The sequence below is a fragment of the Agreia sp. Leaf283 genome (assembly GCF_001422485.1).
Classification (GTDB): domain Bacteria; phylum Actinomycetota; class Actinomycetes; order Actinomycetales; family Microbacteriaceae; genus Agreia.
In genome coordinates, this window is the sequence record NZ_LMNF01000001.1 from 518,970 (window position 1) to 532,820 (window position 13,851).

A 13,851-nucleotide genomic window follows, 5' to 3' on the forward strand; every position below is an offset into this window, starting at 1 on the left:
GTTCAGCCTACTGACCCGTACGGGGCTTGATGCCCCGGTGCAGGGCGACGATGCCGAGGCTGAGGTTCTTGTACGCGACCCTCGAGAAGCCGGCCTCACGCATCCATTCGGCGAGCGTCTTCTGGTCGGGCCAGGCCTTGATCGAATCGCCCAGGTAGTCGTAGGCCTCGGCATTCGACGAGGCGAGCTTCACGAGCGTGGGCATGACCCTGTTGAGGTAGGTGAAGTAGCCCGAGCGCACGAGCTTGGCCGGCGGCTTCGAGAACTCGCAGATGACGATGCGCCCGCCCGGCTTGGTGACCCGGTAGAGCTCCTTCAGGGCCACATGCGGATCGACGATGTTGCGCAGCCCGAACGAGATGGTGACGGCGTCGAACTCGTCGTCGGCGAAGGGCAGGTCCATGCCGTCGGCCTGCACGAACTCGACGTTGCGGTTGCCCGCCTGCTGCCGCTTGCCGACCTCGATCATGCCGGGTGAGAAGTCGGCGGCGACCACGTGGGCGCCCTTGGCCGCCAGGGCGGCGCTCGACGTGCCCGTTCCGGCGGCGAGATCGAGGATGCGATCGCCGGGCCGGGGGTCGACGGCACGAACCGTGGCCGCGCGCCACAGCTGGTCGTTGCCCACCGAGAGAACCGCGTTCGTGCGGTCGTAGTGCGTGGAGACCTGGTCGAACATCGCGGAGACCGCTTGGGGCTTTTTAGTAAGGTCTGCCTTATTCACTCGTCCAGTGTAGTTGCGCTGCCCGCATGGCGGCTGGGATTGACCAGCTGTGCAGAGCGCACCTCGGATTCAGGAGAGCGGCCGCCAGAACAGGTTCACGAGGGTGCCGTCGGGATCGCGGAACAGCGTTGAACGATTGCCCCACGGCATCGTCGTCGGGGCGAGCACGACGTCGCCGATCACGGGGCGGAGCCGCGCGAACTCCGCGTCGACGTCGGCGACCTCGAACTCGACGATGATCGATCCGCCGGGCCCGGGCTTCGGGGCGTCGTCGCCGAGCGTCGCGACGGTCGCCGAGCTCGCTATCGCGAAGGTTCCCGTCTCCGTTCGGAATTCGGCGAACACGGGCGCCGGTCGAGTGGCGACAACGCCGGTGACTGTCTCGTAGAACTCGACGAGGCGGTCGACGTCGTCGGTGATGAGGCGGATGGAGGTGAGGTTCACGATGGCCTTTCCGTCGCGCCGGTCGGCTCGACGTCTCCATGCTGGGGCTCGTCGGCGACACCGTCCTGTCGGCGTTTAGGTACTTGTCCGGCTCGTCGTCTGGCTGGTCGTCTTCTCGCTCGTCGTGATGCTGCGCAGCTCTCCGAACGAGATGTCGAGGTCCGAGGCGTTGAGGATGCGGCGCGCAGGAGTCTCGCCCGTGGGCTCCGCACGGGCGATCCGGTCTCCGCGGAAGGCACGAATCGCCTCGCGATCACGGCTCCAGGCGATCAGGTACCAGTGCTGGCCCCGACCCACCCATCCCATGGGTTCGATCTCCCTGGTCGAGCGCTCACCGTTCTTGTCGGCATACGAGATGCGGAGCACCTGCCCGGTGCGGAGGGCCGACGCAAGCTCCGGCACAAGCGCCGGCGCTCTCTCCTCCGGCAGCTCGGCGACCGGCCCGTCTGTCAGCAGGTGGACGCGAGCAGACAGCTCCACGGTCTCGGCGAGGTGCCGATCGTTCATCACGGCGACCACTTTGCGCAGCGCCGAGCTCGCCGCCTCCCGGAACGGGCTGGTCGCCAGCATCTCGAGGGAGATCGAGACGGCGAGCGCCTCGTCGACGGTGAAGCCGAGAGGCGCCAAGGTGTGCGACGCGTCGAGGCAGTAGCCCCCGGTGCGCCCGGGCTCCGCCCAGATCGGCACGCCACTCTGCTGCAGGGCCGACAGGTCTCGCTCGATCGTTCGCGAGCTGACCTCGAAACGGTCGGCGAGCCACCGGGCGCTGCGCGGCCGCGGCGCCACCGCACGAAGCTCCTCCACGAGCGCATAGAGGCGATCGGTGCGGTTCACAACTCGACCCTAGCCAGCCCTTGGCCGAACTAGGCTGAACAGGTGAGCGAAACGTCACGAACCCTCCCCCGCCTGGTCGTCGAGACCACCCGCGTCGACGACATCAGACTTCTGGTGCCGCTGCTCGACTCGCGTCATCCGCTGCTCTGGATGCGCAAGGGCGAGGGCATGGCCGGCGCGGGCGTGGCGCTGCGGCTCGAGTTCTCGGGCGAGAACCGATTCGTGGATGCCTGCCAGACGTGGCGAGAGGTCGCCCGGCTCGCGCAGGTGACCGATCCGCTGCAGTCGCCGGGCACGGGGCTCGTCGCGTTCGGCGCATTCGCCTTCTCCGCCACCTCGGCCCTCATCTCCACGCTCATCGTTCCCGAGATCGTCATCGGCAAGCGCGCGGGCGTCTACTGGATGACTCGCATCACCGCCCTCTCCGAGTCCGGCGATCCGATCGCACCCCCGCCGCCCGCACCTGTGGCACGCCCCCTCGGGGCCGAGTACCGACTGTCGCTGCTGCCCGGCCAGGTGAAGCCCGACGACTACAGGGCATCGGTCGAGGCCGCCGTCGCGCGCATCTCGGCGGGCGAGCTGAACAAGGTCGTGCTCGCCCGCGACCTCGTCGGCCATCTGCCCGCGGAGAGCGATCTGCGCCGCACCCTCACCGACCTCGCCCTGGGCTATCCCGACTGCTGGACCTACGCGGTCGACGGCCTCATCGGATCGAGCCCTGAGACTCTGGTGCGCGTCGACCACGGAACGGTCAGCGCGCGAGTGCTCGCCGGCACGATCTCGCGCGGCCGCGATGCGGAGGCCGACCACGAGGCCGCCATCGCGCTGGCCACGAGCGCGAAAGACCTCGACGAGCACCGCTTCGCCGTGGCCAGCGTCGTGCAGTCTCTGCAGCCCCACACGCGCACGCTCATCACCTCGGAGATCCCCTTCACCCTGAAGCTGCCCAATCTGTGGCACCTGGCGACCGACGTCGAGGGCATCCTCTCCGACGGCTCGACGTCGCTCGACCTGATCGCGGCCCTGCACCCCACGGCCGCCGTGGCCGGCGCACCGACGGCGACCGCCCTGGCCGTCATTGACGAGCTCGAGCCGTTCGACCGTGGTCGCTATGCCGGCCCCGTCGGCTGGGTGGGCGCGGATGGCGACGGCGAGTGGGCCGTCGCGCTGCGCTGCGCCCAGATCGCCGAGAACGGCGACATCACCGCCTACGCCGGCGCGGGGATCGTCGCCGAGTCCGACCCCGACCGGGAGCTCATCGAGACGAAGATGAAGTTCCGTCCCATCGTCGAGGCCTTCGGCTAGGAGATGACCCGTGCGCCGCTCTCGCAGCTCGTTCCCTGAGCCTGTCGAAGGGGGCCCGTTCCCTGAGCTTGTCGAAGGGGGCCCGTTCCCTGAGCCTGTCGAAGGGCCCCGCTCGAATCCTTCCCTTCGACAAGCTCAGGGAACGGCGGGTCAGGGACCGGCGGCTCAGGGAACGTCGGCAGAGCGCTCCGCGCTCGAGCGTGCCGCCTACGGGCGCACGTCGACACCGGCCGACGAAGCGCGCGCCGCCGACGCCGCACGCGAGCTGCACGAGCTCGAGCTCCATGAGGCAGCCGAGCGCGCGGCCCTCGACCGAGCCGCCCTCGATGCCGCGGATGCCCACGAGCGCCGGGCCCATCGCATCCGGTCTCGCGTCGTTCGGGTGTCGAGCGTGCTGGCCGTGCTGGGCCTCGTCGCGGCGGGCGCCTCCATGCTGCTCTCCCCGCCGGCATCGCGCGACGACAAGCCGTTCGTCGACACCATGGAGCTCGGCCACCGCGAGGTGGCTCCCCTGCCGACTCGCGTTCCCGCGGAGGCGGTCACGACCGGAAGCGCCGCGTCGGCCGAGCACTGGTTCGATGCCGCGCAGCAGAATGCCGATTTCGCTCCTCGGACGTCGCAGAACATCGACGCCGCCTCGACGCGCTCTGTGACATCGACCGTCGAGGGATGGCAGGTGTGGGTCGCCCGAGACCTGCAGGGCAACTTCTGTGTCATCGCACTCGAGGCGGCGAGCGGAGTGAGCGGCACCGCCTGCGCGACCCCGCAAGACATGACCGCGGCCGGCATCGTCATGACGACGACCGGAACGACGTCGCTCTCCGTGTTCTGGGACGGCTACGACATCGACACCGACCTGGTGTAGCGGGCCGGCATGCCGGACTAGCTCGCCGCGAGCCGCGCCTTCTCGACCTCGATGTCGTAGTCGGCCGGAGGCCAGCCCTGGCCGAACGCCGTCATCGTCTCGATCAGCAGCTGCTGCACGGCGGCCCGGGCGTACCACTTGTGGTTTGCGGGCACTACGAACCAGGGCGCGATGTCGGTCGACGTGTTCTGGATGGCGAGCTGGTACGCCTCTTGATACGCGGGCCAGAGGAGGCGCTCGTCGACGTCGCCGGGGTTGTACTTCCACAGCTTGTCCTCGCGTTCGAGCCGTGCCGCGAGGCGTGCCTTCTGCTCGTCGGAGCTGATGTGCAGCATCACCTTCACGATGGCCGTTCCCGAATCGGTGACCTGGCGCTCGAATTCGTTGATGAGCTCGTAGCGGTGCTCGATCACGTCGGGGGTTGCGAGGTTGCGCACCCTCGCGATGAGCACGTCTTCGTAGTGCGAGCGGTCGAACACGCCGATCTGGCCGGCCTTCGGCAGGGCGTTGCGGATGCGCCAGAGGAAGTCGTGGCTGAGTTCTTCGGGCGTCGGCTTCTTGAACGAGGTGTGCGCCACGCCCTCGGGGTCGACCGTGCCGATCACGTGACTGACGATGCCGCCCTTGCCCGCGGAATCCATGGCCTGCAGCACGAGCAGCACGCTGCGGTTGTCGCCCGAGAGGCTGTTGGCGTGCAGTCTGACCTGCAGGTCGTCGAGGGTCGGGGCGCCGGCCGCGAGCGCCTTCTCTCCCTGCTTCTTCGAGGCGGCGACGCCCGGCGTGCTCTCGGGGTCGAGATCGGCGAGAACGAAACCCTCGCGCGCGGCGAGCAGCTCGCGGGCACTACCCGAGAAGAAGGAGTCGTCGTTCTTGGCCATCATTGTTCCCTTTCGCCGAGCGTGTCCCCCACTGTAGACGGCGCTAGAGCCGCTTGCGGGTGAAGACGTAGTGCACGACGCCAGACGGCGACGCGGTCACCTCGACGTCGAAGCGCTCCTCGAGGTTCTCCAGGCCGTCCCAGAGTCGAACTCCGCGACCCAGAACGATCGGTACCACGACGATGTGCAGGTGATCCACGAGGTCGGCCTCGAGGAACTCGCGCACGACGGTCGGTCCGCCGCCGAGGCGCACATCGAGGCCGCCCGCCAGCTCGGTCGCGAGGTCGAGGGCCTCGCGCGGCGACGCATCCCGGAACAGGAACGACGTCTCGCCGACGTGCAGGTCGGGGCGCGCGTGGTGAGTCAGCACGATGACCGGCGAATGGAACGGGGGCTCCTCGCCCCACCAGCCGCGCCAGGACTCGTCCGCCCACGGCCCCTGCTGCGGGCCGAACTTTCGCCGACCCATGATCTCCACGCCGATGCCCACATTGGTCGCCGTGGCAAATGCGTCGTCGATCCCTCGGGTTCCGCCGCCGATCGCTTCGGCGTCATGTCCGGTCATGCTGACGAAGGCATGCGTGGGAAAGAACCAGCTCATGAGCCTCTGCCCGGCATGGCCGAACGGAGTCTCGAACGACTGACCCTCGCCCGTCGCGAAGCCGTCGATAGAGACGGCCAGGTTGTGCACTCGAAGTTTCGTCACGAGGGCAACCTAGCAAAGGGAGAGGCGCGCGTCACGGGTTCTACCGATCGCCCGGCGATGCCTTCCGACGCTGTTTTCGACCTTGACGGCGCACTTCCATTTTGAAAGTGTTAGCCCATGAGCCTTTTCATCACCTGCCCGGTCGAGGATGTCGCACGGGCCACCGCCTTCTATGCGGCTCTCGGCTGGACCCTCAATGCCGAGATGTCCGATCACAACGTGTCGTGCTTCGCGATAGCGCCCGAGCAGTACGTGATGCTCGGCAGCCGCGAGATGTACGCCAGCGTCGGAGCCACCGAGGAGCTGGTCGGCGGGCCGGATACCCCCTCGAAGGTCACGGTCTCGTTCGACCTCGGCAGCCGCGAGGCGGTCGACGAGCTCGTCGAGCGCGCTGCTGCCGCAGGGGGACGGATCGGTGACACCGACGACTACCCCTTTATGTACCAGCGACAGTTCGACGACCCCGACGGCTACCACTACTCGCCGTTCTGGCTGAAGGCGGATGCCGATCCGACCGCGTGAGCGAGCTGGCTGCGGCCCTCGACATCGTGGGGGCGCGGTGGGCCCTTCTGATCGTGGAGCAGTTGCTCGAAGGACCTCGACGATACGGCGATCTGCAGCGTGAGCTCGGCATGGGCACGAACATGCTCGCCACCCGGCTGCGCGAACTCGAGGCCGCCGGCGTTCTCCGCCGTCTCCCCCTCCGGCACAACACCCGGGCCTACGCACTCACCGAACGCGGGCTGGCGCTGAGCGCGGCTATCACCGCCCTGCGGCGCTGGGGCGCCGAACAGACCTGAGGCGGCACCGGCTCGTTCAGTGCGTCTCTGCGAGCGGAACTTCGACGATGCTCAGCGGCCCCTCCGGGCTCGTGAGCGCGCGGTCGAGCTCGGCGCGCGTCGTGGCGCGCGTGTAGCTCCAGCCGTAGGCTGCGGCGAGCTGCTCGATCGAGACCGACTGCGGGGTGCGCATGACCCGGGCGAAGGCATCCGGGTCTGCGGAGAACGCGACCTCGAGCGAATCGAAGATCGTGCCGCCGCCGTCGTTGCCCACGATGAGCTGAACCCGGGGTCGGGTCTCGCCGTCGCCGATCAGCAGCCCGCCCACGTCGTGCAGCAGCGTGAGGTCGCCGAGCAGAACCCGCGTGATGCCGCCCTTCGCGTCGGACTGGCTGGCCAGGGCCACGCCGATCGCGGTCGAGATGGTGCCGTCGATTCCGGCGAGGCCACGGTTGGCGTGCACCGTGATCTTTTTGCCCGGCACGACCTTGTCGGCTTCGCGAATGAGTCGGGATGCCCCGAGCACGAGTCGGTCGTGCGGCCAGGTCGCGCGCCACACAGACAGGGCGAGGATCGGCCGCGAGATCGTCGCGCGCGCGGCCGCGAGCTCGGCCTTCGCGTACTCGCGGCGACGCTTCAGGTCGCCCGAGCGCGGAGCCTCGACGTCGGGAGCTGGCAGCTCGGGATCGTCGAGTTCGAGCTGGGCGCGGCTCGCGACGACCCAGCGCCCGAGCCAGGCACGGGCATCCGGTTCGCGGCTCGCGGCCACGGCCTCGGGCCCGACCTCGACGCGGTCGACCAGCATCCGGCCCTCGTGACCGGGCGTGATGCGCTCGCCCCCGGATGCCACGACGACGATCTGCACGTCGTCTCGCGCCAGGAGCGCGGGCACCTCGCGACTGAGCGTCGGATGGCCGAAGACGATCACGCGCTCGACGTGCCGGGCCAGCTCGCTGCCGAGCAGGGAGCGGTAGGCGACGATCAGGTTGGGGCCGAAACGGGCGCCGCTCGAGACCTCGGCGAGCAGCGGCCAGCCGCCCGCATGGGCCACCTCCTCGGCGTCGGCGCCCGCGCCGTCGCCGGCGACGACGATGGTGCGCGGACCCGGTTCGAGCAGGTGGGCGGGCGATGGATGCGATGGGGCCGGGTCATCGAGGCGCGGCACGGCGACCTCGGGGAAGTCTCCCGACAGGGGTTCGCGGAACTGGAGGTTGAGGTGCACAGGGCCGGGCATGTCGTCGATGCCGGCGACGCCGAGCGCTGCATCCATCGCCTGCGCCGCGAGCCCCGCGGCGTCGGGGTTCAGGCCGAGCACCTCGTCGACCGGCTCGTCTGCGGGGCCCGACGGGGCATCCACATCGAGTTCGAGCCGCACGAACGCGCCGAAGATGCCGGGCTGCCAGGTCGTCTGGTTCGCGCCGGTTCCGCGCAGCTCTGCGGGGCGGTCGGCGGAGAGCACGATGAGGGGCACGCCGCTGTGGTGCGCCTCCATCACGGCGGGGAGCAGGTTGCCCACGGCCGTGCCCGAGGTGGTCACGACGGCCACGGGCAGGCCGGTCTCGCGCGCGATGCCGAGCGCGGTGAAGGCCGCGGATCGCTCGTCGAGTCGAACGGTCAGGTTCAGGATGCCGCGACGATCGAGCTCAGCGGCTGCCAGGGCGAGAGCCTGCGAACGCGAGCCGGGGGTGAGTACGACATGACGAAGCCCTCGTGCCACCAGGTGCCTGAGGAGGGCGACGGAGAAGTCCGTTGCCGGACTCACTATGCCGGGCCGGGCTTTCCGCCGCGACCTGAGGTGGGGTCGTCAGACGGCTTGTCGCCCGACTGCTCGGCCAGCCGCTTCTCGAGGTCGCGGATCTGCTCGTCGGTGCGGGCCTCGGCCGCGGGGTCGCGCGGCGTGGTGTAGCCCAGCTTGCCCAGAAAGTCGGGGTCGTCGTCGGGGCCGACGGTGCGGTAGACGGCAGCTTTCTGTTCGCGCCCGCGGCCGATCACGAACCAGAGCACGCCACCGATGATCGGGATCACGATGATGACGAGCAGCCAGGCCCATTTGGGGAGACCGCGGATGAGGCGAACAGGACGAAGGGCAGCGTCGACGATCGAATAGATCATGAACGTCACGGCGACGATACCGAGGACGAACAGCAAGCGGGCCATGCACCCATGATAGGCGCGCTAACCGTACGTTTGCCCGGGGGTTGCCTGTCGTGCAGCGCTTACACTGAATGCCGTGAATCCTCGACGCACCTGGCTGCTCTTCTCGCTCATCCGAATCGGGCTGTTCGCCGTCGTGCTCGCGGTTCTGCTGCTGCTTCTGACCCCGGGCGGCGTGCCCGCATGGATCTCGGCGCTCCTCGCCGCGATCATCGCGTTCTGCCTCTCGTTCATCTTCCTGCGCAGGCAGCGCGAGGAGGCGGCGAAGAGCCTCTACGAGGCGCGGTCCAGCACGAAGCGCTCGCAGTCGACGGCGTCGGGCGACGACGAAGACAGCGAAGACGCGGCCGTCGACGGCACAACGACGTCGAAGTAGCGGGGCGCGCTCTTACTTCGACTGGTGCTTGAGGGCCTTCTCGAGGTCGCTCGCGGCGCCCTTCCAGCGGCCGAGCATCATCTTGCGCTCGTCGCGACTGGTGAGCTTCTGCTGGTGGAACGAGATGATCGTGGCCCCGTCGGCCTCTTTGAGACTCAGCTGCAGGGTGGAATCGTGGTTCCATTCCCCCGGTCGCCAGCTGACGCGAAGGTCGACCCCGGGCTGCACGCTGAGCACGCGGCCCGTGATGTCGTCGTCGGTCTCGTAGGCTGCGCCTTTCACGAGCGGAAGCTTCGTCGTCTTGCCCAGCCACAGCGGCAGGCCCTCGCCCATGAGAAAGGCCCAGACGGCCTTGCGGCTGCCGGGAACCGTCTGCTTGACGCCGACATCCCAGCCGGCGGATGTGTTCGGTCCCCTGAAGTCAGCCATCCCTCGACTCTAGGCGCTCGACGGCTTCGTCACCGCGCAATGGGCGGAGCAGGGCGCATCCGGGCCGAATACGGCGCCGGTCTCGCTGATCTCCGCCCGTTCGGTCGTTTCTCCCTTCGACAAGCTCAGGGAGCGCAACGCCCTCGGCTAGAACGCGATGGCGGCGGCCAACCCCAGTCCGTAGACCAGCCCCGTGAGGCTCGTGAGCTGCAGCGCCAGAATCAGCTCCTTCGGCGTCTTCGCCGTGAGCACGATGAGCCCAGCCGGAATGGCGATCAGCAGCGCGAAGAACACCAGGACCGCCAGCGGGAACAGCTGCGTCAGGAATCCCACGACGAGGAAGGGGATCAGCATGAAGACGCAGTACAGGATGCGCGCCGGCCGGTCGCCGACGCGGACCGCGAGCGTCTTCTTCTTCGCTATGCGGTCCTGCGGGATGTCCCGGATGTTGTTCGCCATGAGAACGGCGCACGAGATGAATCCGATGGCCACGGCGGCGAGCAGCCCCTCGAGGCTGATGTCGCGCACGAGCACCCACATCGTGCCGAGGGTCGCGACCAGCCCGAAGAAGACGAACACGAAGAGCTCGCCGAACCCCGCGTATCCATAGGGGCGCTTGCCGCCCGTGTAGAACCAACCGGCCACGATGGCCACGGCCCCCACGGCGAGCAGCCACCAGATCTGCGTGATGATCACGATGGCGATGCCGGCGGCCGCGGCGAGGCCGAAGAAGACGAGTGCCACCGTGAGCACGAGCTTCGGCCGCACCGCGCCCGAGCCGGTCAGGCGCGCGGGGCCGACGCGGAAGGCATCCGTGCCCCGGATGCCGTCGGAGTAGTCGTTCGCGTAATTGACGCCGATCTGCAGGAACAGGGCCACCGCGAGGCAGAGCGCCACGAGGGGCCACTGATCGTGCACGGAGCCCAGGATCGTGGCGGCGCCGGTTCCGAGCGCGACGGGCGCAATGGCCAGGGGCAGGGTTCGCAGACGAGCGCCGGCGATCCAATCCGCCGCCGTGACCTTCTTCGGGCGGTTCGGGGCGACCCGGGGCCCGGCCGGATGCCCGGTGGACTTCACGCGGCGGGCGTTGCGCGACGGGGACTTCTTGCGGGGCGACTTCTTACTCGTGGGCACCCGACGATTGTAGGGCTCGACGTAGAATGGATGCTGGTGCGCCGGGAAGTCTGGTCGGCAGACGATCGCGGGATCGTTTTCATTCCACTTCGCCACGCCTCCGAGCAGGGGGCAGCAAGGACACCACATGACCTTCATCCGCTCCGAGCGGGTTGCCGCCCTCTTCCTGCTGGTGGCCGCGGCCGCCGGGCTTCTTCTCGCGAACACCCCCGTGGGTCCGGCACTCATGGGCCTGCAAGACGCGCACCTCGCCATTCCCGGAACTCCGCTCGACCTCTCGGTGGGCCACTGGATCAGCGACGGCCTGCTCGCGATCTTCTTCTTCGTCGTGGCGGTCGAGTTGAAGAACGAGTTCGCCGTAGGTCAGCTGAACAGCGTCTCGAAGGCGGTGCGCCCCGCGATCGCGGCGCTCGGCGGCGTGATCGTGCCCGCCCTGATCTACATCGCGATCACCGCGGGCTCCGGCTACGAGGGCGGATGGCCCATCCCCACGGCGACCGACATCGCCTTCGCCCTCGGCGTGCTCGCGGTCTTCGGCAAGGGCATCCCGTCGCGCCTGCGCATCTTCATCCTCGCCCTGGCGATCCTCGACGACATCGTCGCGATCCTGATCATCGCGGTGTTCTTCACCGCCGACCCCAATCTGCTGTTCATCGGCCTGGCCGCGGTCGGCGTCGCGCTCTTCTGGCTGCTCAGCCGCAGTCTCGGCGGCCGCTACCGCGCGCCCGTCGCCATCGCGATGGGCCTCGTCGCAGTGATCACCTGGTCGCTCACCTACCTGTCGGGAGTGCACGCCACGATCGCCGGCGTCGCGCTCGGCCTGGCGATGGTGCGGCTGCCCGCGATGCGCGTGCGGCACGTGCTCGAGCCCGTCACCAACGGTGCGATCCTGCCGATCTTCGCCTTCTCCGCCGCGCTCGTCGCCATCCCGCAGGTGGCGCCGGGCGAACTCGCCGCACCGTTCTGGGGCATCCTCATCGCCCTGCCCGTGGGCAAGATCATCGGCATCAGTCTGGGCGGGTGGCTGTCGAGCTTCGTCGGACCGCGTGAGAAGCGCCCCCACCTCACCCTGCACGGGCTGCTCGCCGCCGGCGCGCTGGGAGGAGTCGGCTTCACCGTGTCGCTGCTGATGAACGAGCTCGCGTTCGCCGGCAAGGAGGAGGTGGCCGACGAGGGAACCCTCGCGGTGCTGCTCGGCTCGTCGATCTCCATCGTGATCGCCGCGGTGCTCGTGTCGACCCTCGCCGCGTACTACAAGCGCCTGCGGGTGCTTCGCGAGAACGCGGTTGAACGCATGCGCTCCGCCTGATCAGTCCGAGGTGGAGGCGGATGCCGCGGCCGACGCCAGCGAGCGGGCCAGGCTGAGCCTGTCGGGCTTGCCGGATGCGAGGGTCGGCATCGCCTCGACGGTCACGATGCGCACGGGGGCGGCCGCCCGACCCGGCCCCGCGATCACCGCGTCGCGCACGCGCTGCAGGCTGTCGGCATCCACCGGGCCCTCGGTGACCACGACCGACACCTGCCCCCATTCGGTGCTCGGCTGGGGAACGACGACGGCCCCGCGGAAGCCGTCGAGCGACTGCACGACCCGCTCGACCCGGTCGAGCGACACCTTGATGCCGCCCGAGATGATCACGTTGTCGATGCGGCCGGAGACGCGCACGACGCCGTCGACGACGTCTCCCGAGTCGGCGGTGCGGTACCAGCGGCGGCCGTTGTCGGTGTAGAACTTGCGGTCGGTGAGCTCGGGGTCGCCGAGGTAGCCCTCGGCGAGCATCGGCCCCGAGAGCTCGAGCTCGCCCGCGGTGACCCGCGCCTGAACCTGGCTGAGGGGAATGCCGTCGTACACGCATCCGCCGGCCGTCTCGCTCGAGCCGTAGGTGCGGCGAACGGTGAGGCCGAGCTCCTTCGCGCGCTGGTAGAGGGCGGCCGGCAGAGCCTGTCCGCCCACGAGGATGGCGTCGAGTCGACGCAGCTGCTCCCGGATGCCGGCATCGGCCTCTCCGGCGTCGATCACGCGGGCGAGCTGGGCCGGAACCAGCGAGGCGAAGCGCAGCGGCGCATCCATCTCGTCGACGAGCGAGGCGAAGACGCGGGCCGAGAAGTGGCCGGGCGGCTGCACGATCGGGGTCGTTCCGCCGACGATGGAGCGTACGAGCACCTGCGCGCCGGCGATGTAGTGGGTGGGCAGGGAGAGCAGCCACTGGCCGCTGCCGCCCAGCTCGCTCTCGACCGAGGCAGCGCTGGCGAGCAGGGCACCCGTCGACAGGGCGACCCGCTTGGGCGCTCCCGACGACCCCGAGGTCTCGATCACGAGGGCGACGTTCTTGGCCACCTGATCGGGAACGGGCTCATCGCGCACCGCGGGCGTCTCGCCGGGGGCGGGTGCAGCGTGGCGGGGCAGCGGACGCGAGTCGACCTCGCGCTGGTCGATGGTGCGAGGCAGGATGGCCGCGCCGCCCTGCGACAGGGCTTCGCGCAGGCGCGGAAGCACCGCCAGTGCGTCGTTCGCAACCACGATGTCGAGCGGGCGTGTCATCCGTTCACCCTACGTCAGCGCGTGTTTCGGGAAAGTAACGTCTGGGCCGGTCGAGCGGCGAGGCGGCTCCGAGCCGACGCCGAACGCGGGTGTTCGCGCGCAGCGCGGTGGCTGAGCCACCGCGGCGTGCGCGAACACCCGCGTGCACGCGCTTTCTCAGTTGCGGTCGATGCGCAGAACGCTCAGGTCGGAGGCGAGCTCCACCTCGACCTCGCTGCCGTCGTTCATGACGAGCTCGACCTTGTAGGCGTAATCGTCGTCGGAGTCGCCCGTGTCGAACTCGCGAACGGTGCCCTGTCCGATCTCGTCGAGGGCCACGGCCTCGGCGGCGGAGCGCTCGTCGGCCGTCGCCGGCACGGTGTTGTCGTCGGAGCTGTCGTCGCGGTCGCCGCCGCTGTCGTCGCGGCCGCTGCTGCTGTCGCCGCTGCCACTACGGTCGTCGCTGTCGTCAAAACCGTCATCGCTCCGCGATCGGTCGTCCGACCCGGTCCCCGACGAGGTGCTGGTGGCGCGGTCGTCGTCATCGTCGAACAGGTCGCTCGATGCGAAGGCTGCTCCCGCGCCTCCGAGAACGAGTACGGCTCCGACTGCTGCGGCCGTGATCCACATGGTCTTCTTCTGCATGGTTGCCTCCTGGCGTCGTGGTGATGAGACCCACTGTGACGCGCGGGCGCTGAAGCGGCCCTG

The 13,851-nt window shown here is 69.2% G+C and carries 17 protein-coding genes; 6 read left to right on the top strand and 11 right to left on the bottom strand.

Annotation, left to right across the window (positions count from 1 at the left end; all coding sequences use genetic code 11):
* Positions 1–7 precede the first annotated feature (7 nt).
* The 3 genes from ASF51_RS02275 to ASF51_RS02285 all read right to left on the bottom strand — a co-directional run bounded on the left by ASF51_RS02275 (position 8) and on the right by ASF51_RS02285 (position 1,999).
* Entirely contained in the window at positions 8–721 is a 714-nt protein-coding gene (locus ASF51_RS02275) for a demethylmenaquinone methyltransferase (RefSeq protein ID WP_055924606.1), read from the bottom strand.
* 69 nt (positions 722–790) lie between these two features.
* Positions 791–1,165, bottom strand: a complete 375-nt coding sequence (locus ASF51_RS02280; protein WP_055924609.1) for a VOC family protein — start codon at positions 1,163–1,165, stop codon at positions 791–793.
* A gap of 75 nt (positions 1,166–1,240) precedes the next feature.
* The gene (locus tag ASF51_RS02285; protein WP_055924612.1) at positions 1,241–1,999 is read right to left on the bottom strand and encodes a YafY family protein; all 759 of its coding nucleotides are present in this window, start codon (positions 1,997–1,999) and stop codon (positions 1,241–1,243) included.
* Between the two features lie 42 nt (positions 2,000–2,041).
* On the opposite strand from ASF51_RS02285, the gene ASF51_RS02290 reads away from it, so the two are divergent.
* Positions 2,042–3,304, top strand: coding sequence for an isochorismate synthase MenF (locus ASF51_RS02290; RefSeq protein ID WP_055924614.1), 1,263 nt, complete (start codon positions 2,042–2,044; stop codon positions 3,302–3,304).
* A 10-nt stretch (positions 3,305–3,314) separates the two neighbouring features.
* On the top strand, positions 3,315–4,169 hold the full coding sequence (locus ASF51_RS02295; protein ID WP_055924617.1) for a hypothetical protein: 855 nt from the start codon (positions 3,315–3,317) through the stop codon (positions 4,167–4,169).
* 17 nt (positions 4,170–4,186) lie between these two features.
* Here ASF51_RS02295 and ASF51_RS02300 read toward each other — a convergent pair whose 3' ends face one another.
* Together ASF51_RS02300 and ASF51_RS02305 are read right to left on the bottom strand one after the other, a co-directional pair.
* Positions 4,187–5,047: a PPK2 family polyphosphate kinase gene (locus tag ASF51_RS02300; protein WP_055927742.1), complete on the bottom strand. Its 861-nt coding sequence runs from the start codon at positions 5,045–5,047 to the stop codon at positions 4,187–4,189.
* 43 nt (positions 5,048–5,090) lie between these two features.
* A complete protein-coding gene (locus tag ASF51_RS02305; RefSeq protein ID WP_055924621.1) occupies positions 5,091–5,753 on the bottom strand; it encodes a dihydrofolate reductase family protein in 663 nt (220 codons plus the stop codon).
* A gap of 117 nt (positions 5,754–5,870) precedes the next feature.
* Here ASF51_RS02305 and ASF51_RS02310 point away from each other — a divergent pair, with 117 nt between their 5' ends.
* Both ASF51_RS02310 and ASF51_RS02315 read left to right on the top strand, forming a co-directional pair.
* On the top strand, positions 5,871–6,275 hold the full coding sequence (locus ASF51_RS02310) for a VOC family protein (RefSeq protein WP_055924624.1): 405 nt from the start codon (positions 5,871–5,873) through the stop codon (positions 6,273–6,275).
* On the top strand, positions 6,272–6,553 hold the full coding sequence (locus tag ASF51_RS02315; RefSeq protein ID WP_055924628.1) for a helix-turn-helix domain-containing protein: 282 nt from the start codon (positions 6,272–6,274) through the stop codon (positions 6,551–6,553). Before ASF51_RS02310 ends, ASF51_RS02315 begins: the two co-directional genes overlap by 4 nt.
* 16 nt (positions 6,554–6,569) lie before the next feature.
* On the opposite strand, the gene menD is transcribed toward ASF51_RS02315, so the two are convergent.
* Positions 6,570–8,294, bottom strand: coding sequence for a 2-succinyl-5-enolpyruvyl-6-hydroxy-3-cyclohexene-1-carboxylic-acid synthase (gene menD, locus ASF51_RS02320; protein ID WP_235497105.1), 1,725 nt, complete (start codon positions 8,292–8,294; stop codon positions 6,570–6,572).
* The gene (locus ASF51_RS02325) at positions 8,294–8,689 is read right to left on the bottom strand and encodes a PLDc N-terminal domain-containing protein (RefSeq protein ID WP_082479482.1); all 396 of its coding nucleotides are present in this window, start codon (positions 8,687–8,689) and stop codon (positions 8,294–8,296) included. The genes menD and ASF51_RS02325 overlap by 1 nt, the downstream gene beginning before the upstream one ends.
* 73 nt (positions 8,690–8,762) lie before the next feature.
* Between ASF51_RS02325 and ASF51_RS02330 the strand changes: the two genes are divergently transcribed.
* A complete protein-coding gene (locus ASF51_RS02330; protein WP_055924634.1) occupies positions 8,763–9,062 on the top strand; it encodes a DUF4229 domain-containing protein in 300 nt (99 codons plus the stop codon).
* A gap of 12 nt (positions 9,063–9,074) precedes the next feature.
* Here the strand turns inward: ASF51_RS02330 and ASF51_RS02335 are convergent, their stop codons facing one another.
* Together ASF51_RS02335 and ASF51_RS02340 are read right to left on the bottom strand one after the other, a co-directional pair.
* Positions 9,075–9,491, bottom strand: coding sequence for an SRPBCC domain-containing protein (locus ASF51_RS02335; protein WP_055924637.1), 417 nt, complete (start codon positions 9,489–9,491; stop codon positions 9,075–9,077).
* Positions 9,492–9,638: 147 nt separating this feature from the next.
* Complete coding sequence (locus ASF51_RS02340) at positions 9,639–10,625, bottom strand: 1,4-dihydroxy-2-naphthoate polyprenyltransferase (protein ID WP_369797276.1); 987 nt, start codon at positions 10,623–10,625, stop codon at positions 9,639–9,641.
* A 127-nt stretch (positions 10,626–10,752) separates the two neighbouring features.
* On the opposite strand from ASF51_RS02340, the gene ASF51_RS02345 reads away from it, so the two are divergent.
* A complete protein-coding gene (locus ASF51_RS02345) occupies positions 10,753–11,934 on the top strand; it encodes a Na+/H+ antiporter NhaA (protein ID WP_055924640.1) in 1,182 nt (393 codons plus the stop codon).
* Here ASF51_RS02345 and ASF51_RS02350 read toward each other — a convergent pair whose 3' ends face one another.
* Both ASF51_RS02350 and ASF51_RS02355 read right to left on the bottom strand, forming a co-directional pair.
* A complete protein-coding gene (locus ASF51_RS02350) occupies positions 11,935–13,164 on the bottom strand; it encodes an AMP-binding protein (protein WP_082479484.1) in 1,230 nt (409 codons plus the stop codon).
* Between the two features lie 156 nt (positions 13,165–13,320).
* Positions 13,321–13,788: a hypothetical protein gene (locus tag ASF51_RS02355; RefSeq protein WP_055924643.1), complete on the bottom strand. Its 468-nt coding sequence runs from the start codon at positions 13,786–13,788 to the stop codon at positions 13,321–13,323.
* Positions 13,789–13,851: the final 63 nt, after the last annotated feature.